Source organism: Chitinibacter sp. S2-10 (assembly GCF_046530675.1).
Lineage (GTDB): Bacteria > Pseudomonadota > Gammaproteobacteria > Burkholderiales > Chitinibacteraceae > Chitinibacter.
This window is the reverse complement of sequence record NZ_CP172558.1, coordinates 428394-448449: the sequence shown is the minus strand read 5'-3', so window position 1 is coordinate 448449 and position 20056 is coordinate 428394. Positions and strand designations below refer to the sequence as shown.

Here is a 20056-nt window from a genome sequence, read left to right as displayed (position 1 = left end):
GCGACCATTCAAATAAATTGCATAAATTGCTGTATTCACTGCGCTTACCCGCCAATACGCTCTTCACGGATTAACCAGCGGCTGCCGGATTTTTCCATGACCAGTGTTTTGACTGTGCTGCTAGAGAGGCGATCCGATTTGTAATTCTGACGCAGGCGTACTTTGGCCGTTGTCTCGTCGAGCATTTCGACCTTGATGTCGCTCACGGTGACATCAATTGATTTGGGTGCGCTGATTTTGGCTTGTCTATCCTGCTCCCAGGCTGCACGCCCACCCGGCGCTTTGAAATTTTTCGAATAGTTATTGATATAGCCCGTGACGTTCTGACGACTCCAGGCTTCAGCCCAATTCTGGACGCTGGCGATAACTTGCTTCGAGTCCGCTTGCGGCTCGCTGCTGGTGGCGGGTTTGCTGCTGGCAGTAGGGCTTGGTGTCGGTTTTTCGGTGGCTTTGGCGGCCAGTGTGGCGACTGCCGTAGCTTTTGGTGTTGCCGTAACTTTAGGGGTCGCAGTGGCTTTGACTGCAGCGACCATCGTCGGCTGGGCTGTCATGATCGGTTTTTGCGCGCCGCTGGTCGCTACCGGTTTGCTCGGCGGCAGGCGGTTGCCCTGCTGGCCGAACAATGAGTCGATCAGTTTGAGTTTGGTTTGCACTTGCGGGTTATTGTTTTCCAGTTGCAGCGCTTTGTCATACGCCTGTGAAGCGAGGCGCGCATACAGATCGCCCATGTTTTCGTGCGCGATAGCGTAACTTGGGTTGGTCTGGATCGCTAACTGCAAAGCGGCACGTGCTTTGTCGAATTGCCCCTTGTTGGCGTACAGCACCGCCAGATTATTATATGGCTCAGGCAGTTGCGGATAATCTTCGGAAATCTGGGTAAACGCCTTGATCGCCTCGTCGCTGCGACCCATTTCGCTCAGGGCAATCCCGCGCAAAAAGCGCAATTGCGCATCTTTGGGTGATTTGGCGAGCGCCTTGTCGGCTCGCTCGATGGCCTGTGTGTATTGCTTGGTGCGAATTAGTTGCTGAATATCTTCGCCTTCGCCAGCGTGGACAGCCATCGAAAACAGCAAAGGCAGGGCAATAATCATTGAACGTAATGCAGACATGGGGATTCCGGCAATGGGGTGGTCACGTTAAACTGCGCAGATTCTAACAAACTCGGCTTTGCCTGTGTGAAATATGCCGCCTGCCTTTTCAAGCGTTCTATTGTTGGTTTGCTCGAATCTGTTTATGACCTTTGCCTGGTATGCCCATCTGAAGCATGGTCAGACCAAGCCGTGGCTGCTGATGGCACTGATGAGCTGGGGGATCGCCTTGTTCGAATACCTGCTGCAAGTGCCGGCCAACCGGATTGGCTATCAGGTTTACAGCCTGGCGCAGCTCAAAATCATGCAGGAAGTCATCAGCCTCTCCGTATTTATTCCCTTTGCCGTGTTGTATATGAAGCAGCCATTTCAGTGGAATTATGTTTACGCCGCGCTGTGCATGGTCGGTGCCGTGTATTTTATGTTTCGAGCTTGATGGGTATTGCTTTGGACGTATTTTAAAATGCTGTCTCCAGTTATATACATCGCTGGGTATGTGCGTTCTTTTCGCTTTCTGTGGATGAGGGGCGCACGCATTCACGTTCAAATCGGTTCCGCGTTATAATGTCGGGCTGTTTTGTTTTCGGCACGGGTCAAGCCCATGCCGAATGTGGTAAAGGAGTCTGAAATGCCGATTTATGCTTACCGTTGTGCCGCATGTGGCCATGCTGATGAACATATGCAGAAAATGTCCGATGCCGTGCTGACCGAATGTCCCGCCTGCAAGACCGGGCGATATGAAAAACAACTGACCGCTGCCGGTTTTCAGCTGAAAGGCAATGGCTGGTATCAAACCGATTTCAAAAACAGTGCTAGCAGCCCATCCGGTGCTTGCAACTAAATGAAACAAAGGACGACTGTGACTTCGCAGCTCAAGCGTTATCTGTTTACTGGCCTGCTGATCTGGATTCCGCTGGCCATCACCATCTGGGTGCTGGGAACGCTGATCGGCACGCTCGATCAGATCGGTTCGGTATTGCCGAACGAGCTACGGCCGGATTATTGGCTGCTGCGCGGTCTGGCTGATGCGATTCCGGGTTTGAATGGCGCGCGACATATTCCCGGTTTTGGCGTGATCATGACGGTGCTGGTTCTGCTGATTACCGGCGTGATTGCGGCCAATGTGCTCGGGCAGCGCTTGCTCGAATTTGGTGAAAACCTGCTCAAGCGGATTCCGATTGTCCGCTCGATCTACAACAGCGTGAAACAGGTTTCCGACACGCTGTTTTCCGACTCGGGTAACGCATTTCGCGAAGCGGTGCTGGTGCAGTTTCCGCATGGCAGCGCCTGGACTGTCGCATTTCTGACCGGCGTACCGGGCGGCGAAGTCGCCGAACTGCTGCGTGACGAGATGGGGAACGAGCTGGTGTCGGTCTATGTACCGACGACGCCCAATCCGACTTCGGGCTACTTCATCATGCTGCGCCGCGCCGACATCAAACCGCTGGCGATGAGTGTCGATGAAGCGCTTAAATATGTGATTTCAATGGGGGTGGTGATGCCAAGCAAGGCCATTGCCTACCCTGATGCAACAAGCCTCAATGTAGGCGACTCCGATACTGCGGCTCTTGCTGCAAAAAATGATTGATTTTGATAGGAACTCCAATGCGTACCAATTACTGTGGTCTGATTAACGAGCAATACCTCGGCCAGACTGTGACTTTGCAAGGCTGGGCCCATCGTCGTCGTGACCACGGTGGCGTGATTTTCATCGATTTGCGCGACCGCGAAGGTATCGTTCAGGTCGTCGTTGACCCGGATACCCCGGACGCATTCGCGACTGCCGACGCATCGCGCGGCGAATACGTGCTCGAAATCAAAGGTATCGTTCGCGCGCGTCCGGAAGGCACGACCAACGCCAAAATGATTTCGGGTCAGATCGAAGTCTTGGCCAAAGAAATCGTCATCCTGAACAAGGCCGAAACGCCACCGTTCCAGATCGATGATGAAAATCTCTCTGAAAACGTGCGCCTGACCAACCGCGTGATCGACCTGCGTCGCCCAACAATGCAACGCAATCTGCGTCTGCGTTACCAAGTGGCTTTGCTGGTGCGTAACTTCCTCGACACCAAAGGCTTTATCGACATCGAAACACCGATGCTGACTCGCTCTACGCCAGAAGGCGCACGCGATTACCTCGTGCCATCTCGTGTGCATGACGGTCAGTTCTTCGCGCTGCCACAATCGCCACAGCTGTTCAAACAATTGTTGATGGTTGCCGGTTTCGATCGTTACTACCAGATCACCAAATGTTTCCGTGACGAAGACTTGCGCGCTGACCGCCAGCCTGAATTCACGCAGATCGATATTGAAACTTCGTTCCTGAACGAAGAAGAAATCATGAACATCACCGAAGAAATGGCGCGCCATGTCTTCAAACAGGCGATCAATGTGGATCTGGGCGAGTTCCCGCGCATGGCGTTTGATGACGCGATGTTCTACTACGGCTCGGACAAACCCGATCTGCGCGTTGATCTGAAATTTACCGAACTCACCGACGTGATGAAAACCGAAGAATTCAAGGTTTTCCACCATGCTGCCAATATGGACGGTGGTCGCGTCGTTGGCCTGCGCGTTCCGGGTGGCGCGGCATTGAGCCGTAAAGAAATCGACGACTACACCAAATTTGTCGGCATCTACGGCGCCAAAGGTCTGGCCTACATCAAGGTCAACGATGTAACGAATATCAGCAACGAAGAAAACTCGGGTCTGGCTGCGCCTATCGTTAAATTCATGTCGAACGAAGCGCTGAAAGCGATCATCGAGCGCACTGGCGCGCAAAACGGCGACATCATTTTCTTCGGCGCCGACAAACGTAAAATCGTTGACGAAGCCATCGGCGCATTGCGCATCAAGATCGGCCACGAGCGCGGCGAAGCGGGTGGTTACTTCACTAAAACGTGGAAACCGCTGTGGGTCGTTGACTTCCCAATGTTTGAATACGACGAAGACGGCAAACGCTGGAACGCGTGTCACCACCCGTTCACCTCGCCCAAAGCCGAGCACCTTGAGCTACTCAAAACCAATCCGGGCGAATGCAAAGCACGCGCTTACGACATGGTCTTGAACGGTTGGGAAATGGGCGGCGGTTCAGTCCGTATCCACCAAGCTGACGTGCAATCCACCGTATTCGAAGCCCTCGGTATCGGCGAAGAAGAAGCGCAAAACAAATTCGGCTTCCTCTTGGATAACCTGAAATTCGGCGCGCCTCCACACGGCGGCTTGGCCTTCGGTCTGGATCGTTTGGTGACGCTGATGACTGGCGCAGAATCAATCCGCGACGTGATCGCCTTCCCGAAAACGCAACGTGCGCAGTGTCTGTTGACCAATGCACCGAATGGCGTGGACGAGAAGCAATTGCGCGAATTGCATATCAAATTGCGTAATCCGCCAGTGATTGAGTAATTGTGTAGTTTGAGATGATAAAAAAGACCGCTTTTGGCGGTCTTTTTTGTTTGGTATGTGCCTAAAGATTCGATTGATATTGCTCTGTGGGTGTATACCCTTTGCTCTTTTATGTTGGGCTACTTGGTGTAATGCCTACAATGCTTTGATTTTATCTTGAGTAGCTTGACCAAGTTTTTCGATAACAACACTAGCAACTTTTTCTAGTGTTGTTGCATCAACTTGCATACCCTGCTCTCCACCAAAAGAGCTATTTCCGGCAATATTCCAATGCTCAAATGCTTCTTTAATCTGCGACCATTCAGCAGCAGCCCCATAAGATTCTAGATAAAATTTACCAAAGTTAATGGCGTGCCGTCGATCTCCATTTTTCAGTGCTTCTCGCATGTACGAATTACTTAATAAAAAAGAATATTTTGCAAAGGCTGCAAACAAGGTGACTGCAATTATTCCTTTAAAGAGCGAGAAGGTAATAAATTCCCAATTGATATTTGTTGGTAAATTTATGAAGGAGTATAAGGTTATACCGATGAAAAATACCACTCCTATTGCAAGTGACGTTGCACCAGAAAACCCCCAGAATCGTGACCAGAAATGAAATTGATCTTCTTTCGTCTTTAAAGTGTCTAAAGCATCAATAACGTAATCTGAAGATTTTTTCTCGATCTTTTTTCTACTTTCTTCGTTGTAGCGAGCCTTTTCTTGCTCGAGAGATTGCATCATTGCATGTAATTGCATTTCTCTTTGAAGGACTTCAGTTTCGAGTCGTGCTCGAATTTGTTGTACCTCTTCTTGCCTGATTTGCAACTGTTCTTCTATTTCTCTTTGGCGTTCGAATTGTTTCTTTTCTCTTTCCGCATAAAACTGTTCGCGAGCCTCAAGTTCACGTTGTAATTGTTTTTCGCGGGTCAGCTGTTCCTTTTTGAGTCGTGAACGGTATTCGTCGAGTTCTTTTTCTTGTTCTAAAATTCGGTGACGATATTCACGTAATTCAACTTCGCGTTCAGTGAGCTGTTTTAGTGTTTTCTCGGATATTCCATCCTTAAAAATATTGTAGGGGTTATCATTTTCCATAATGGGATCTCATTTTTATATGTTTACAGCCGTGTAGAGCGGGTCGTGAACAGCGCTGAGGTATAGTTGAAATAAGAGCTTATTTAATTTCCTGAAAGCTTACCACAATCCTATTGGCAGGTTACGCCTGTGGCTAACCCGCCCTGCATTTTTGTGTGGTTTTATGCGCTGTTAGCGCGTTGTTTTTAATGCGCGTTCCGACGCGCAGACGGGCAGGGGTATTTGCTTCTGCAAATACCCCTGCACCCCAAAGCAGCCCCCGGCATCTGCGTCCCGCTGCGCGGGATGCCCTCGCTGCGGACAGTCGAGGCGGCGGTTGCGCTTAACAAAACAGGCGCAACCGAAACCCCGCCCCGCCTGTTCCTCGCTCGGCGCAGCTGCAGGGGAATCCATGTAGCCCCACCATTGCAGATACTCACTAGTGGTATTGCTTGCCAGAAATTGTTGAGCTTGCGTTTGGTCGATATACCTATGTACGTGATTAGTACGGTCTGCCCGTGGAGGCGCGCCGTTTGAAAAATGGCCGTCAGGGTTTTAAGCCGCGGACTGTTTGAGCAGCGCGACGTTAGCGCGCTGCGAGTTGAAGCGGCGCCCTGACGGGCGTTTTTCAAACGGGGTTTCGCGGCGATCGGGCGCGTTAGGGTTGCAAGGGGCAAGGCAAGACTGCCCCTGACTGGCCTTAGGCCACGGCCTTCGCTACGGCGGCACGCCGCCAAGCTTCGTCACGTCGTCCGGCGGGCGAAACCGCCGGTTCACCGCCTGCATAGCAGGCAGTGCAATAGCCAAACCATAAAAATACTCTTGCTCGGCGCAGCTGCAGGGGAGTCCATGCAGACCAACGATTGCGGTATATACATGCAGGGGTGTTGCTCTGGAGATAAATACTGAATTGATCTCCTGAGATATACCCCTGGTTCCAATTGCTGTAGGGTCGGCTTTAGCCGACCTTTTTGATTGCGCTTGGTCGGCTAAAGCCGACCCTACCATTGCAGCTAATTAGGACGGATTGCCCGTGGAGACGCGCTGTTTGAAAAATGCCGTCAGGGCATGGTGTTGCGTTGTAGTGTCGGAGGCGACTATGTCATGCAGTACTGACGCCCGCGTTTGCCAGCAGGTGGTTTTGTACTTATTGAGGGCAGGTTTGCTCATGCTACCGGCAGTAGCGCATCGGTGATTTGTGCAATAAAGCCTTTGGTATTTAGGATAATTCGCAGCGGATTCCTCTTTGGTGCGTTTCACTGCCCCAGTAACTCTGCCGGTGTGAACCAAAGAGAAGTATCAGCTAGTGGTTCGGATGTCCCCAGCTGAGAATTGGGAATCCTGAACAAAAGGCGTCCCGCCAGATTTAGCTGCTTAAGCAAAGGGGCATACTCCTGGTTGAACATTTTTTTCATGGTGCCGTCAGCCGTCATTTCGGTCAGACCTTTCTTGACGCGTTCTGCGCGCATCCTGCCATCCACGGTATTGGGAAACCAGAAATAGGCCGGCATTGGATAGTAAAGCAGTATGCGTTTCTCAATGGCCAAATTTGGAATATGCGACTGCCACTCCTTCAACTCATGAGCGGCTTCGGCAACGCCTCTGCTGAAAGCATCAAATCGCTTGTATTTCAGCATGTTGAATAACCCCTCATACGTCATGCCACTCACTATGCGGAACCCCTGGTCAGTCAATATTTTGGTATCTATCCAGGTCGCCCCTTGCCCGATTCGTATAGTACGCAGCTCGTCGAGAGTTTTAATCTTGTCGAACAGGCTCTGCTCTTCGGCGCGAATAAGGAGCACGCGATAACCTAGCAAGCCTCTCTCGACAGGAATCCGTACAGGAATCAAATCTGGTTCTAGTTTGCTGCGCACGGGAAGAACCATGGTATTGATGAGCGATGACCTGGCAGTCATTTCTTGTATCTGCCTCGCTTCATTCATGACGCCGGTGGATGGTTTCAGTACAAAATCACCATATCGGTTTCGCGTTCTTTCCAATGCCGTTCGCAATATTCGCCATGTATAGTCATTACGAGTATCCCGAGCCGATTCCGGTGTATTGTAGATGAAGGTCATGGCCGGTTCGGCACATGCACCAGTTGCTGGCGTGAAAACGAGAATCAACGGACACAACATCAGTAGACCGATGATGGATGTATGTGAATGCTTCATTTTGACTCTCACGGTATTGTTTTTAAATATATTTAGCCTTGTAGGGCGGGTCTTGATCCGCGCCGAACTGAACTTGGATGAATCACCATATTGGCGGCTTACACCACCCCAAGGGTACTTCCTTCAGGGCGCGCCTGCGGCTAACCCGTCCTACATTATTTGTGATTTTTTGCGCCGATGGCGCGATGTTTTCAATGCGCTTTTCCCGCAAGGGGCGAGCAAGACGCCCCTGACTGGCCGAAGACCATGGTATTTGTTAAGCCTAGGGGACGCACATCCCGTGTGCTTTTCACTCCCTACCGCCTACCGGCTCTGCGGTGCGCGAAACGCCTTGCTGTAATAGCCCGACTCATCAAAACAGCAAACTCGTCGCTTGCCGGACGCCAGCATGTCGCAGGCATTGGCAATGCGCTGCATTCGAGTTTTGGCCTGCTTGGCCGAGACTATCCAGTGTATCCAGTCCACTCGCGCGAGCGTGGTCGTGTCGTTCCAGACGGCTTGCGCTGCGGGCGCCATGTCCAGCGCAGCCTGAAAGTCGGCTGGGATTTCCGGCTCGGGTTCCTGCTCCAGTGGTGCGATTTCCAGTGTGACCTGCTCGCCAATGGTCGCACCGGCCGCTTCGCGCAACTCGTCGCTGATTTTCAGCCAGTGGCTCAACTGCCCGTCGGGCTCCAACGTAGCCTGAAAAGGCTGACCGTTGAGGGTTCCCGCGACGCTGGTTCTGCCGCGTCTGGGTAGGGTGGCGCTGATTTCTCTGGGCAAAACGACGAAAAACCACGGTGCGCCGTCGCCTGGTGTGGCCGGGCAGAGTAGTGTTGCAGTGAAGGAGGTGGAGTTCATGCTGGATGGCTTTATCAATCGATCAGACCGATTCAACCACAAACGAGGTTAATTTGCGCACCAGCGGCAGTACGAGCAGCAGCGTCGGGAAGGCGACGAGCCATGAAAACCCCCAGGAAATAAGCCAGATACGGGGAATCCCAGCCGCCCAGCCCACGCCTTTTAAGGTGCTGACAAACGACACAATGCAGGTCATCAGGATGGACAGGAAAAAGGGCAGCACGACCGCGGCGTAACGGGCGGGCAATTTGCGCAGGCGGAGGGGGCTGCTTACTGGGTTCATCGGATTTCCTTTGCAATAAAATTGCTGCGATTAGCGTAGTGTAATCGTAGTTATGCAGCTTCAGGTTTTTCATATTGTTTTGCGCTCTTCGGTGGGCGGGTTTTTTCTTCGTGACGAGCAACTCAAGGCTGTGGCGCCTGGTTATTTGAGCTGGATCGGATTTGATTGCTTTCGATTGAATTTCGTTTTTTCTGCGACGCAAATAGCGATCAGAAATAAGGCAAAACAAGGCTGGCAGTAGCATGGCTGCGCACAGCAAAATGATTAAAGCAATTACAACCGTTATTGCCTGCTCACATAGAATGACTATGCATCGCAGCCAATGCCTTGATTCGTCACAAAAATCGCGCCAGCGCGACCGTAAACCAAACGTCAACAGAGCCTAAGTGATCCCGCTTTTTCCATATGAAACTAAACTACCGATGATACTGGCCTGATTGCTCACCCCAACGACGAGGAGTTCCCATGGATCTGATTCTCTGGCGACATGCCGAGGCCGAAGATAGGGCGGCCAATGATCTGGCGCGTGCACTGACCGGTAAAGGCTGCAAACAGGCGGCGCAAATGGCGAAGTGCTTGCGCGCGCAGCTGGCTGGGCGTGAGGTGTGTGTTTTTGCCAGTCAAGCGATTCGTAGCCAGCAAACGGCTGCGGCACTGGGCTGGCCGGTGATGATTGATGCTCGGCTGAATCCGGATCAGGCCTGTGCACAGTCGCTACTGGATGTAGCGCAGGAAGTGGTGCAGCAGGCCGCGGGTAAAGTGGTGATTCTGGTCGGGCATCAGCCGATTTTGGGTGGTGTCGCCAGCTTGTTGTTGTGTGGTGTCGAGCGGAGCCTAAATCTGAAAAAAGCTGCTGTGTGCTGGTTGCAGTGCCGCGATGGTCAGGCTGATTTGCGCGCTATGCTGACGCCTGAGTTGCTGGCAAAAATGGAAAAATAGCCGGCACGCGGAGCAAGTGGCGCTTGCTGGAATGGCATTTTGGATGTTTATTGATAAGCATATTCTTAATTGGCTGATTGTCCGTCATGCGCGTCTATCGCTCCCCGTTTATTTCGCTGCTGGTTTTCCTACTGGCATCTACCCTTGCACAGGCTGCAGACTGGACGGTGTTGACGCATAGCCTGAGCGACGAAGCGCAGAAACAAGGCGGAGAGTTGCGCGGTATTCCGCATGCGGGCAAGCGTGCTTTTTATCTGGAAGTCAGCAGGGCGGTGCTGCTGGAGCTGGGTTTGCCGACCAAAATTGAGGAAGTGCCGCTGGCGCGGGGTTTGTATCAGTTGCAGACCGAGCCACGGATTGCTTTTTTTAATGTCAGCCGGATTCCGGAGCGTGAAGCCCTGATGCGCTGGGTCGGGCCGATTTCCAAAGAAAAAGATTTGTTCTATGAAAACCCGAAATACCCGACCGGCATTCATTCACTCAATGATGCACGTGATTTGCCGGTGTGCGTGGTCAATCGTGGTGTCAGTGATACGCAATTGAGCAAACTCGGCTTTAGCAAATTACAGCGCAATAATAGTTATATCGGCTGTTTCCGGATGCTGGAGGCCGGAAATGTGCGCTTGCTGGCTTCGGCGGATAAAGGGCTGGAGGAAAAAATAGCCGATGCGGGAGTTGCCCCTGGGTCGGTGCGTGCAACACCTGTGATCATCAGTGAATCAATGGGCTATATCGCTTTATCGCTCGATACGCCTGAGAGCGAAGTGAAGCGCTGGAACCAGGCTTTTCAGCGCGTGGTAGAAAGCGGTCGTTATTTGGCTCTGCAAAAACAGTTTGCCGATTAAATTGGCTTGGTATTTTATGATTGAGCCAAGATACATGCCTTGGTATTGCCGTGTAGGCTAATTAATTTAATGTTTGTGGCAATATACCCTTGCTGGGTGTGCTGAAATGCTTGATAAAAAACCGCCCGATCTTGCGAGGGGCGGTTTTTTTGTGATGGGTTCAAGCACTTAGTCTTGATGATAGTTTGGCGCTTCCTTGGTGATCTGCACATCATGAACGTGTGATTCACGAATACCGGCTGCGGTAATTTGCACGAATTCGGCTTTGGCGTGAACGTCGTCGATGCTGGCACAACCGAGATAACCCATTGACGAACGCAGGCCGCCCATCAATTGGTGAATCACGGCAGTTAGCGGGCCTTTGTAAGGAACGCGACCTTCGATGCCTTCCGGAACAAGCTTGTCGGCGTCCGCCGTTTTGTCCTGGAAGTAACGGTCTGACGAGCCATTCGCGCCCGACATCGCGCCCAGCGAGCCCATGCCGCGGTAGCTCTTGTATGAGCGACCTTGGTAGAGTTCAACTTCACCCGGTGCTTCTTCAGTGCCACCGAAGAGGCCGCCGAGCATGACCATGTGCGCGCCAGCGGCGATGGCTTTGGCTATGTCGCCCGAGAAGCGGATACCGCCGTCAGCGATCAAGGGTACGCCGGTGCCAGCAAGGGCTTCGGCGACATTCGCTACGGCAGAAATTTGCGGAACGCCGACACCGGCCACAATCCGCGTCGTGCAGATCGAGCCAGGACCAATGCCGACTTTGACGGCATCCGCGCCGGCTTCAACCAGTGCTTTGGCCGCTGCGCCAGTGGCGATATTGCCACCAATCACTTGGACTTGGGGGAAGTTGGTTTTGACCCAACGCACGCGATCGATCACGCCCTGGCTGTGGCCATGCGCGGTATCGACAACGATCACGTCAACGCCCGCTTCGACGAGCAATTGCACGCGTTCGTCAGTGCCTGCGCCAACGCCAACCGCAGCGCCAACGCGCAGACGGCCTTGTTCGTCTTTGGCGGCCAGCGGGTGTTCGCTGGTTTTGATAATGTCTTTAACAGTAATCAGGCCTTTGAGCTGGAAAGCGCCATCAACAACCAGTACGCGCTCAAGGCGGTGTTCGTGCATCAAGGTGCGCGCGTCTTCAATGCTGGTGCCCTCGCGGACCGTTACCAGTTTTTCTTTTGGCGTCATGATCGAAGCAACCGGCACGTCCAGGCGGGTTTCAAAACGCAGGTCACGGTTGGTGACGATACCAACGAGCTGACCGTTGTCGATCACCGGCAGGCCGGAGATTTTATGCTGGCGAGTCAAAGCAATGACGTCGCGAACCAGCATACTGGGTGCCACAGTGACCGGGTCTTTCACAATGCCCGATTCGTAGCGTTTTACTTTGGCTACTTCTTTGGCCTGCATTGCGGGAGTCATGTTTTTATGGATGATACCGATGCCGCCTTCCTGTGCCATGGCAATGGCCAGACGCGCTTCGGTGACGGTATCCATTGCAGCGGACACCAGAGGGAGGTTCAGGCGGATACCGCGCGTGAACTGGGTTGCCAACGAGACATCGCGTGGCATCACGTTTGAATGAGCAGGGACGAGCAAAACGTCGTCGAACGTGAGGGCTTTTTGCACAATGCGCATGAGCTAAATCCTTTTCGCCAAAAAAGCATTATACCGAACTGTCAGTTTTTCGACCACGGCCTTGAATGATTTACTTGTCATATTGTGATTGATGGATTATGGGGCTGCTTATCAGACCTTACTGATGTTGCGTCGCATGATTGCTCTCGCTGTCCTTACAAGCTAGCCTGAAAGCAATAGCCGGATCAGCAAATCCGGCGGGGGAGGCGATATGAGCCGGAATCTGAATGCCGCACCCGATACGGCGCTGATTCTGTCGGGCGGTGGCGCACGGGCGGCTTATCAGGTTGGCGTTTTGCTGGCGATTGCCAGGTTACTGCCACAACATGCGCCCAATCCTTTCCCGATTATTTGCGGCACTTCAGCTGGTGCGATCAACGCCGCCGGGCTGGCGATGGGCGCTTCGCAGTTTCGCCATTCGGTTTTTTCGCTGGCGCGGATGTGGCAGAACCTTAACCCCGAGCAGATTTATCACGGTTCGATGCGTTGCCTGATGGCGACCGGAGTGCACTGGCTGGCGGCGCTGCTGCTGGGCGGTCTGGGCGAGAAAAATCCTCGCTCGTTTCTTGATAACTCGCCATTGCGCGAATTCCTGTCCGGTATCGTCGATTTTTCGCAAATCCAGCGCAATCTCGATCGCGGCTCGCTCAAGGCCGTGTCGATTTCGGCGCTGGGTTATAGCTCGGGCCAATCGGTGGCTTTTTTTCAAGGCGTTCCCGAATTAGAGAGCTGGCAGCGTGCTTCGCGCATCGGCGTACGTACCGAGCTGAATCTCTCTCATCTGATGGCGTCCAGCGCAATTCCGCTGGTTTTTCCAGCCGAGCATATTAACCGTGAATATTTTGGTGATGGCTCGGTGCGGCAAATCGCGCCGCTGAGCCCGGCGATTCATCTGGGCGCCCGGCGCGTGCTGGTGATCGGGGTTGCGCCGCAAAGCGACGATGGCCCGGCGCGCCAGCACACCAATAGTTATCCGACGCTGGCACAGGTCAGCGGCCAGCTGATGAACAGCATTTTCCTCGATTCGCTCGAAACCGATCTGGAACGCATCACGCGCATCAACCGAACGATTTCCTATATTCCGAGCGTGTTGCGCGATGGTGCGGGCTTGCGCCCGATTGAAGTGCTGACGATTTCGCCGTCGCAGCCGCTGGAAAAACTGACGCTGCCATTCCGGCGCGAATTTTCGCTCGGAATGCGGTTCTTTCTCGGCGGTCTGGGCGCTTTCCGGCGGCAAGGTTCGGTGCTGGCGAGTTATCTGCTGTTCTGTGGCCCGTACTCGCGCAAGCTGATTACGCTGGGTTATCGCGATGCGCTCGAAAAAGAGGCGCAACTCCGTCATTTTCTCGCGGCGGATTAGGCTCTGTTGACGTTTGGTTTGCGAGTCGCGTTTGTGCTGGTTTTGGCCTGAAACAAGGCGGCATGCCTTTATCTATAAAAACAGTTCCTGATGCATAGTCATTCTACGTGAAGGTTTTGCAATGCAGTGTCAGGCGGATTGTTATCTAAAAAAATCCACAGCCAAACCTTCCGGGCTGGGCGCTTTTTGTGACGACTCTGCGTTATTGCCTGCTCACATAGAATGACTATGCATCGCAGCCAATGCCTTGATTCGTCACAAAAATCGCGCCAGCGCGACCGTAAGCCAAACGTCAACAGAGCCTAATTACGACCAATGAATCAATTTCAGCGTTAGAATAGGTATTTCCTATCTGCGCGGAGTTTCGGAATGAATCTGTTTCGCTGGCGAGCCGGTTTCGGCGTTCTGTTTATTGCATGTTCCGGAATGATTGCTTTCGCGCTTTATCACCAGTTTTACGAATGGCTGATGCCGTGCCTGATGTGCGTGTATGAGCGCATTGCTCTGATCGGCTTCGGGCTAACCGCCTTGCTCGCTGCGATCATTCCGCCCAAAACCCGCTCCGGCGTTTATGCCTGGTGCACTGTGCTGACCGGCTGGGCGTTGTTTGGTGCGGTGACCGGCGTGCGTCATGTCTGGCTGCAATACGGGCCGAAAGATCCGACCGTATCTTGTGCTGCCAGTCTGCCATTCCCGATTGACCTGAATGCCTTGCCCGGCTGGATTGCCGCGGTGATCCGCCCGGTGGGGGACTGCTCGAATATCGATTTCATGTTGTTTGGCGTGACTTTGCCGGCCTGGATTATCGTCGCTTGTGTTGGCTTGATTGCGGCAACATGGTGGCTGGCGCGTCGCCAGCTGGCTGAAATCCGACGGAATCAATGGCGATGACTTTAACCGAACTGAGATATATCGTCGCCGTCGCGCGTGAACGGCATTTTGGCCGCGCAGCCAATAGCTGTTTTGTTTCGCAGCCGACTTTGTCGGTCGCGGTCAAAAAACTCGAAGACGAGCTCGGCGTGATGCTGTTCGAGCGCTCGTCGGGCGATGTGACGCTGACAGCCAATGGCGAGCGCATCGTCGAGCAGGCGCAGCGCGTGCTCGAAGAAGTTGCCGTGCTCAAGCAATTGTCCGAGCAAGGCAAAGACCCGCTGGCCGGATCGTTGCGGCTGGGCGTGATTTACACCATCGGGCCGTATTTGCTGCCGCATCTGATCCCGCAATTGCGCGAGTTGGCACCGCAAATGCAGTTGCTGCTCGAGGAGCACTACACCGCACGGCTGGCCGAAATGTTAAAGCAGGGCGAAATTGACGTCGCGATTGTGGCTGATCCGTTTCATGAGGGGGGTATTTCTACGCAGGCCATATACGAAGAGGACTTTGTCGTAGCTACTCCCCGGGGGCATGCGTGGGAATCTCTGGCTGAAATTTCGGCAGAACAATTGTCCGAAGAAAACGTCCTGTTACTTTCACCGGGCAACTGTTTCCGTGATCAGGTCTTGCAAACCTGCCCTGACCTGAATCGCGAAAGCAGTAGTCATGGCAGTCTGCAGCGCACCTTGCAGGGCTCGTCGTTGACGACGATACGGCATATGGTCGCAGGTGGCATTGGCGTGACGGTGCTGCCGGCAACTTCGGTCAGCGCCGCTGACGATGCCTTGCTCAGTATTCGCCCGTTTGCCGCACCGACGCCGACGCGGCGTGTCGTGATGGCCTGGCGCAAAAATTTTCCGCGTCAGGCTGCGGTTGAAACTTTGCGCCTAGCGATTTTGCAATCGACAATGCCCAAAGTGCGCTGGCTAAACGACGCAACTGTCGAGTAAGCCGCACTGGCTGTATTACGCAGCAACAGGAGTTGGCATGAATAATCCTTTGATCGTGATCGGCAGTGGCCTGGCGGCCTACACGCTGGCGCGCGACTGGCGCAAACTCGACACCGCCACGCCGCTGGTGATCATTTCGCGCGATCACGCCGGGTTTTATTCCAAACCGATGCTCTCGAACGCGCTGGGCGCCAATAAATCGGTACAGCAGCTCTTGTTGAAACCGGCCGAAGTGATGGCGAGCGAGCTCGATGCGCGCATTATCGCGCAGACCGAAGTGCTCGCCATTGATGCCGCCCAGCGCACGATCACCCTCAGTCACGGAGAAACGCTGGAATACCGCGATCTGGTGCTCGCGCTCGGTGCTGATCCGATCCGGTTGAATCTGGCGGGCAATGCCAGCGATCAGGTGATCAGCGTCAACGATCTGGATGATTTCGGTCATTTTCTGACCGCGCTCGACGGCGTGCCACCGGCTGGCTCCGTCGCGATTCTGGGCGGCGGTTTGATCGGTTGCGAGTTTGCCAATGATTTGCTCGCGCGTGGCATCAAACCGGTGGTGATCGATCCGGCAGCATCGCCTTTGTCGCGACTGCTGCCCGCACGCGCGGGTGAATATCTGGCTGAGCGGCTCGGCGCAGCCGGAGTCGACTTCAGACTGGGCGTCTCGGCCAGCTCGGTCGACACGCTGGAGCAGGGCTATGTTGTGACTTTGAGTGATGGCTCGGTCATTGCTGCCGATCTGGTGCTCTCGGCGGTGGGACTGCGGCCGCGAACGGCGCTGGCCAGTGCCGCCGGGCTGCAATGCCAGCGCGGCATCGTTCTCGATGCACAACTGCAAAGCAGGGTTGAGCATGTTTACGCGATTGGCGATTGCGCCGAAATTGAGGGGCAAATCCTGCCTTTTATTTTGCCTATCCTGCATCAGGCGAGGGTATTGGCTCAGAGCTTATTTGGTACAAAGGCTACATTGAAATACCCCGTCATGCCTGTTGTCGTCAAAACCCCGGCTTGTCCAACCGTTGTACTTACTCCTGCTGCGGCTGTTCAAGGGGAATGGCAGTTTGAGATGATTGACGATGGCATGGTCGCGCAGTTTGTCGATGCCGCAGGCGTATTGCAGGGCTTTGCCTTACTGGGCGCGGCGACGCATTTGCGACAAAGCTTGCTAACCCGCCTGGCTGCGGCTTGAGATGTTCCGTTTGGGATGTGCCGTTTGGGATGACTTTGTTACTTAAATGTCATAATTAGCCGCTGTAAGAATTGGAGTGGTTGTCAGTCAAGTGATGCAGATGCAGAATCCGCTCACATGACAAAATGATGACAGACCCTAGCTGTATCGGTTCCATCCTTGGCCGATTTCACTGCTCATCGTCGTTCGACCCCACCCCTGTCGAGTTGTTCATGCGTAACCGCCCTGATTAGATCAGCGCGGTTTTTATTTTGATTCAACCCGCATCTGTCGCCGGCTTTGATTATTGATGACCCACTCTTTACTTCAGCATCGGCCTTTTCAGGCTTTCTGGCTGTCGCGCGTGTTTACTGCTGCGTCATTCCAGATTCTCGCCGTCGCGACGGCCTGGCAGATGTACAGCATTACCGGCAGTGCGCTTGATCTGGGTCTGGTCGGGCTGCTCGAATTTGTTCCGCGCGTTCTCTTTATTCTGCAAATCGGCCAGGTTGCCGACCGCTATGATCGTCGTCTGGTCACGACGATCACCAAGGCGCTGCAGTCACTGGCGGCACTCTTGTTGTGTGTCCTGACGCTGCAGGGCATGCTGACGCGTGAAATTCTGTTTGCGCTGGCTTTCGTGCTCGGGACGGTGCGCGCGTTTGAAATCCCGACGATGCAGGCTTTACTGCCCAATGTCGTGCCTGCGGCCTTGTTGCCGCGTGCCATTGTTGCTTCGGCTTCGGCAATGCAATGCGCAACGATTGTTGCGCCGGCGCTGGGCGGCTTGCTCTTTGCCGTCGGCCCGGTGCAGACGTATGCGCTGAGCTGCGGATTAATGTTAATTGCCTGCGGCTTGATGCTGGTCTTGCCCAAACCGCCGTGTGGCGAGCGGCCAACGGTGCGCGGGTTGGACAACCTGTTGGCCGGTTTTCGCTATATCCGTGAACGGCGCGATATTTTTGGCGCGATTTCGCTCGATCTGTTTGCCGTATTGTTTGGTGGTGCAACGGCGCTGCTGCCGATTTTCGCTAGTGAAATCCTGCATGCCGGTCCATGGGGACTCGGTTTACTGCGCTCGGCGCCCGCAGTGGGGGCGATTACGATGTCGGTGGTGTTGGCGTATTTTCCGATTCAGCGTGCGGTCGGCAAAAAAATGTTTCTGGCGGTCGGCGTGTTCGGGATGGCGACGATGCTGTTCGGTGTTTCGCGTTCGCTGTGGCTATCCTTGCTGGCGCTGGCGATACTGGGGGCGGCCGATATGGTCAGCATGATGGTGCGCGGTGCGCTGGTTCAGCTCGATACGCCCGACCCTATGCGTGGCCGCGTCAGCGCAGTGAACGGCTTGTTTATCGGCGCGTCGAACCAGCTGGGCGAATTCGAATCGGGATTGACCGCGCATTATTTCGGCGCGCCGGCTGCCGTCGTGCTCGGCGGTGCTTGTACGATGCTGGTCGCCGGAATCTGGATACGCTGTTTTCCCGGTCTGTGGCATCGGGAAGGCTTGCGCTGCGAATCGGCCGCCGAGTCTGCCGAGTTACCCCAGCCCGCCCACCAAGCACAGCCGGTCAACGTATGATGTAGTTTCTGTTGATAATTGCGAGGATGCCATGCAGATACTGATCGCCAAGGGTTTTTTGTTTGATATGGACGGCACCTTGCTCGATTCGCACGCCAAGGTCGAAGTCGTCTGGCGGCAGTGGTGCGAGCGGTGCGGAATCGATCTGGCTGCGGTGATGGCAATCCAGCAGGGTGTTCGCACCGAAGATACGATTGCTAAAATCGCTCCGCAACTTGACGCCGCGTTTGAGGCGGCGTGGGTCGACCAGCTGGAAAGCGCTGATTGTGAGGGTATTGTCCCAATTGCAGGATCTGCTGTGCTGTTGCGGACTATACCCCAGGATAGGTGGACGATTGCCACTTCGGCGACGATGCCGGTGGCGTCGATGCGGCTGCATCATTGCCACCTGCCTGTTCCGGCCAGCATGGTGACCGCCGAGTGCGTCAGCGCGGGCAAGCCCGATCCGCAAATCTACCGGCTTGCCGCCAGCCGGCTCGGCCTGGATCCGGCCGATTGCATTGCTTTTGAGGACGCGCCCGCTGGAATCCACAGCGCGCTGGCAGCCGGTTGCCGTGTGGTGCAGATTGGTGGAACTCAAGCATTGCATCCGGACGTTGTCGCCCACTGGCAAGATTTCGCCGCAGTCCGCTTCGCACAGCACGAAGGCGTACTGACGCTGAGTTTTTGAGGAGGCCACCCAGTGGAAAATGCACACACATCCGGCAATGAATTCGACAGCCTGATTGATAGACACGGCACGGCGAGCATTAAATGGGATAAATACCGGGGGGACAAATACCGTGATCGCGACATTCTGCCGCTGTGGGTCGCCGATATGGATTTTGCCGCACCCGACTCGGTGCTCGCCGCATTGCACGAGCGAATCGACCACGGCGTTTTTGGCTACACGCATGCGCCGGACAGTCTGGTCGATGCAGTTCAGCACTATGCCCGCAAGCATTATCAGTGGGGCATCGCTACTGAGTGGATAGTCTGGCTACCGGGGCTGGTGCAGGGGATTAATCTGGCGTGTCGCGCAGTGGGGCAGGACGGCGATGCGGTGATCACCGCAACGCCGGTTTATCCGCCATTTCTGCACGCGCCGCGACTGGCCGGTCGCGAGCTGATCACCGTGCCGCTGATCGAACAGGCCGGGCGCTGGAGTTGGGATTTTGCCGCGCTCGAAGCGGCGATCACGCCGCAAACCCGATTGCTGTTGCTGTGCCACCCGCACAATCCGGTGGGTCGGGCATGGAACCATGATGAACTCAATACCCTGCTGGGTATTGCCCGCCAGTACAATCTGATTGTATGTTCCGACGAGATACATTGCGATTTACTGCTCGACGAAGGGCTGGTTCATACCCCTTTTGCTGCGCTCGATGCCGGCTTTGCCGAGCGGACGATTACCTTGCTCGCGCCATCGAAAACTTGGAATCTGCCCGGGCTGGGCTGCGCTCTGGCCGTGATTCCGGATGCTGGCTTGCGCGCGCGCTTCCGGCGCGAAATGACCGGGCTGGTGCCGGCGGTCAATCTGCTCGGCTACGTCGCCGCTGAAGCTGCGTACCGCGACGATAGCGACTGGCACGCGCAACTGATCGCGACTTTGCGCCGCAACCGGCAACTGCTCGCTGACGCTTTTGCCTCAAGCCGAATGACAACTACTTTCCCCGAAGCGACTTATCTGGCGTGGATCGATGCGCGCAGCATAGACCCGGTCAATCCATTGCCGGTTTTTGAAGCACACGGCGTCGGTTTGTCTGATGGTGCTGATTTCGGCTTTCCGGGCTGGGTCAGAATCAACTTCGGCTGCCCGACCGCCTTGCTGCAACAGGCCTTGCAGCGCATCGCGCCTTTGCTGCTCGGTGCATAAAGC

The 20056-nt window shown here is 54.5% G+C and carries 19 protein-coding genes; 13 read left to right on the top strand and 6 right to left on the bottom strand.

Features of this window, described 5'->3' with window-relative positions; all coding sequences use genetic code 11:
• Window positions 1-44 precede the first annotated feature (44 nt).
• Window positions 45-1109 (bottom strand): tetratricopeptide repeat protein, encoded by a 1065-nt coding sequence (locus tag ACG2XO_RS02095; RefSeq protein ID WP_410499195.1) that lies wholly within the window; start codon window positions 1107-1109, stop codon window positions 45-47.
• A gap of 124 nt (window positions 1110-1233) precedes the next feature.
• Here ACG2XO_RS02095 and ACG2XO_RS02090 point away from each other — a divergent pair, with 124 nt between their 5' ends.
• The 4 genes from ACG2XO_RS02090 to aspS all read left to right on the top strand — a co-directional run bounded on the left by ACG2XO_RS02090 (window position 1234) and on the right by aspS (window position 4493).
• Window positions 1234-1524 (top strand): DMT family protein, encoded by a 291-nt coding sequence (locus tag ACG2XO_RS02090; RefSeq protein ID WP_410499194.1) that lies wholly within the window; start codon window positions 1234-1236, stop codon window positions 1522-1524.
• 192 nt (window positions 1525-1716) lie between these two features.
• Window positions 1717-1929 carry an FmdB family zinc ribbon protein gene (locus ACG2XO_RS02085; protein WP_410499193.1) on the top strand — a complete coding sequence of 71 codons (213 nt, stop codon included), beginning with the start codon at window positions 1717-1719 and terminating at the stop codon, window positions 1927-1929.
• Window positions 1930-2676 carry a DUF502 domain-containing protein gene (locus ACG2XO_RS02080; RefSeq protein ID WP_410499192.1) on the top strand — a complete coding sequence of 249 codons (747 nt, stop codon included), beginning with the start codon at window positions 1930-1932 and terminating at the stop codon, window positions 2674-2676. It begins immediately after the preceding gene.
• A gap of 17 nt (window positions 2677-2693) precedes the next feature.
• Window positions 2694-4493, top strand: a complete 1800-nt coding sequence (gene aspS, locus ACG2XO_RS02075) for an aspartate--tRNA ligase (protein ID WP_410499191.1) — start codon at window positions 2694-2696, stop codon at window positions 4491-4493.
• Between the two features lie 135 nt (window positions 4494-4628).
• Here the strand turns inward: aspS and ACG2XO_RS02070 are convergent, their stop codons facing one another.
• From ACG2XO_RS02070 to ACG2XO_RS02055, 4 genes are all read right to left on the bottom strand, one after another.
• Window positions 4629-5567 carry a hypothetical protein gene (locus ACG2XO_RS02070; protein WP_410499189.1) on the bottom strand — a complete coding sequence of 313 codons (939 nt, stop codon included), beginning with the start codon at window positions 5565-5567 and terminating at the stop codon, window positions 4629-4631.
• A 1235-nt stretch (window positions 5568-6802) separates the two neighbouring features.
• Window positions 6803-7723, bottom strand: a complete 921-nt coding sequence (locus tag ACG2XO_RS02065) for a hypothetical protein (RefSeq protein ID WP_410499188.1) — start codon at window positions 7721-7723, stop codon at window positions 6803-6805.
• Between the two features lie 303 nt (window positions 7724-8026).
• Window positions 8027-8563 (bottom strand): YdeI/OmpD-associated family protein, encoded by a 537-nt coding sequence (locus ACG2XO_RS02060; protein ID WP_410499187.1) that lies wholly within the window; start codon window positions 8561-8563, stop codon window positions 8027-8029.
• A 22-nt stretch (window positions 8564-8585) separates the two neighbouring features.
• Entirely contained in the window at window positions 8586-8846 is a 261-nt protein-coding gene (locus tag ACG2XO_RS02055) for a DUF2798 domain-containing protein (protein ID WP_410499186.1), read from the bottom strand.
• A gap of 465 nt (window positions 8847-9311) precedes the next feature.
• Between ACG2XO_RS02055 and ACG2XO_RS02050 the strand changes: the two genes are divergently transcribed.
• Together ACG2XO_RS02050 and ACG2XO_RS02045 are read left to right on the top strand one after the other, a co-directional pair.
• Window positions 9312-9785: a SixA phosphatase family protein gene (locus ACG2XO_RS02050; RefSeq protein WP_410499185.1), complete on the top strand. Its 474-nt coding sequence runs from the start codon at window positions 9312-9314 to the stop codon at window positions 9783-9785.
• An 86-nt stretch (window positions 9786-9871) separates the two neighbouring features.
• Window positions 9872-10630: a substrate-binding periplasmic protein gene (locus ACG2XO_RS02045; RefSeq protein ID WP_410499184.1), complete on the top strand. Its 759-nt coding sequence runs from the start codon at window positions 9872-9874 to the stop codon at window positions 10628-10630.
• A 168-nt stretch (window positions 10631-10798) separates the two neighbouring features.
• Here the strand turns inward: ACG2XO_RS02045 and guaB are convergent, their stop codons facing one another.
• Window positions 10799-12265 carry an IMP dehydrogenase gene (gene guaB, locus ACG2XO_RS02040; protein WP_410499182.1) on the bottom strand — a complete coding sequence of 489 codons (1467 nt, stop codon included), beginning with the start codon at window positions 12263-12265 and terminating at the stop codon, window positions 10799-10801.
• Between the two features lie 211 nt (window positions 12266-12476).
• On the opposite strand from guaB, the gene ACG2XO_RS02035 reads away from it, so the two are divergent.
• The 7 genes from ACG2XO_RS02035 to ACG2XO_RS02005 all read left to right on the top strand — a co-directional run bounded on the left by ACG2XO_RS02035 (window position 12477) and on the right by ACG2XO_RS02005 (window position 20053).
• The gene (locus ACG2XO_RS02035; RefSeq protein ID WP_410499181.1) at window positions 12477-13625 is read left to right on the top strand and encodes a patatin-like phospholipase family protein; all 1149 of its coding nucleotides are present in this window, start codon (window positions 12477-12479) and stop codon (window positions 13623-13625) included.
• Between the two features lie 369 nt (window positions 13626-13994).
• Window positions 13995-14516: a disulfide bond formation protein B gene (locus tag ACG2XO_RS02030; RefSeq protein ID WP_410499180.1), complete on the top strand. Its 522-nt coding sequence runs from the start codon at window positions 13995-13997 to the stop codon at window positions 14514-14516.
• The gene (locus ACG2XO_RS02025) at window positions 14513-15448 is read left to right on the top strand and encodes a LysR substrate-binding domain-containing protein (RefSeq protein ID WP_410499179.1); all 936 of its coding nucleotides are present in this window, start codon (window positions 14513-14515) and stop codon (window positions 15446-15448) included. Before ACG2XO_RS02030 ends, ACG2XO_RS02025 begins: the two co-directional genes overlap by 4 nt.
• Before the next feature lie 37 nt (window positions 15449-15485).
• A complete protein-coding gene (locus ACG2XO_RS02020; RefSeq protein ID WP_410499178.1) occupies window positions 15486-16640 on the top strand; it encodes an NAD(P)/FAD-dependent oxidoreductase in 1155 nt (384 codons plus the stop codon).
• 289 nt (window positions 16641-16929) lie between these two features.
• Window positions 16930-18198: an MFS transporter gene (locus ACG2XO_RS02015; protein WP_410499177.1), complete on the top strand. Its 1269-nt coding sequence runs from the start codon at window positions 16930-16932 to the stop codon at window positions 18196-18198.
• A gap of 31 nt (window positions 18199-18229) precedes the next feature.
• The gene (locus tag ACG2XO_RS02010) at window positions 18230-18868 is read left to right on the top strand and encodes an HAD-IA family hydrolase (RefSeq protein ID WP_410499176.1); all 639 of its coding nucleotides are present in this window, start codon (window positions 18230-18232) and stop codon (window positions 18866-18868) included.
• A gap of 12 nt (window positions 18869-18880) precedes the next feature.
• A complete protein-coding gene (locus ACG2XO_RS02005) occupies window positions 18881-20053 on the top strand; it encodes a MalY/PatB family protein (protein ID WP_410499175.1) in 1173 nt (390 codons plus the stop codon).
• The last annotated feature ends 3 nt before the right edge of the window (window positions 20054-20056 follow it).

Excerpts from the sequence above, each read along its gene's own strand:
- ACG2XO_RS02095 (WP_410499195.1), bottom strand. The coding sequence starts at position 1,109 with ATGTCTGCATTACGTTCAATGATTATTGCCCTGCCTTTGCTGTTTTCG.
- ACG2XO_RS02090 (WP_410499194.1), top strand. The coding sequence starts at position 1,234 with ATGACCTTTGCCTGGTATGCCCATCTGAAGCATGGTCAGACCAAGCCG.
- ACG2XO_RS02085 (WP_410499193.1), top strand. The coding sequence starts at position 1,717 with ATGCCGATTTATGCTTACCGTTGTGCCGCATGTGGCCATGCTGATGAA.
- ACG2XO_RS02080 (WP_410499192.1), top strand. The coding sequence starts at position 1,930 with ATGAAACAAAGGACGACTGTGACTTCGCAGCTCAAGCGTTATCTGTTT.
- aspS (WP_410499191.1), top strand. The coding sequence starts at position 2,694 with ATGCGTACCAATTACTGTGGTCTGATTAACGAGCAATACCTCGGCCAG.
- ACG2XO_RS02070 (WP_410499189.1), bottom strand. The coding sequence starts at position 5,567 with ATGGAAAATGATAACCCCTACAATATTTTTAAGGATGGAATATCCGAG.
- ACG2XO_RS02065 (WP_410499188.1), bottom strand. The coding sequence starts at position 7,723 with ATGAAGCATTCACATACATCCATCATCGGTCTACTGATGTTGTGTCCG.
- ACG2XO_RS02060 (WP_410499187.1), bottom strand. The coding sequence starts at position 8,563 with ATGAACTCCACCTCCTTCACTGCAACACTACTCTGCCCGGCCACACCA.
- ACG2XO_RS02055 (WP_410499186.1), bottom strand. The coding sequence starts at position 8,846 with ATGAACCCAGTAAGCAGCCCCCTCCGCCTGCGCAAATTGCCCGCCCGT.
- ACG2XO_RS02050 (WP_410499185.1), top strand. The coding sequence starts at position 9,312 with ATGGATCTGATTCTCTGGCGACATGCCGAGGCCGAAGATAGGGCGGCC.
- ACG2XO_RS02045 (WP_410499184.1), top strand. The coding sequence starts at position 9,872 with ATGCGCGTCTATCGCTCCCCGTTTATTTCGCTGCTGGTTTTCCTACTG.
- guaB (WP_410499182.1), bottom strand. The coding sequence starts at position 12,265 with ATGCGCATTGTGCAAAAAGCCCTCACGTTCGACGACGTTTTGCTCGTC.
- ACG2XO_RS02035 (WP_410499181.1), top strand. The coding sequence starts at position 12,477 with ATGAGCCGGAATCTGAATGCCGCACCCGATACGGCGCTGATTCTGTCG.
- ACG2XO_RS02030 (WP_410499180.1), top strand. The coding sequence starts at position 13,995 with ATGAATCTGTTTCGCTGGCGAGCCGGTTTCGGCGTTCTGTTTATTGCA.
- ACG2XO_RS02025 (WP_410499179.1), top strand. The coding sequence starts at position 14,513 with ATGACTTTAACCGAACTGAGATATATCGTCGCCGTCGCGCGTGAACGG.
- ACG2XO_RS02020 (WP_410499178.1), top strand. The coding sequence starts at position 15,486 with ATGAATAATCCTTTGATCGTGATCGGCAGTGGCCTGGCGGCCTACACG.
- ACG2XO_RS02015 (WP_410499177.1), top strand. The coding sequence starts at position 16,930 with ATGACCCACTCTTTACTTCAGCATCGGCCTTTTCAGGCTTTCTGGCTG.
- ACG2XO_RS02010 (WP_410499176.1), top strand. The coding sequence starts at position 18,230 with ATGCAGATACTGATCGCCAAGGGTTTTTTGTTTGATATGGACGGCACC.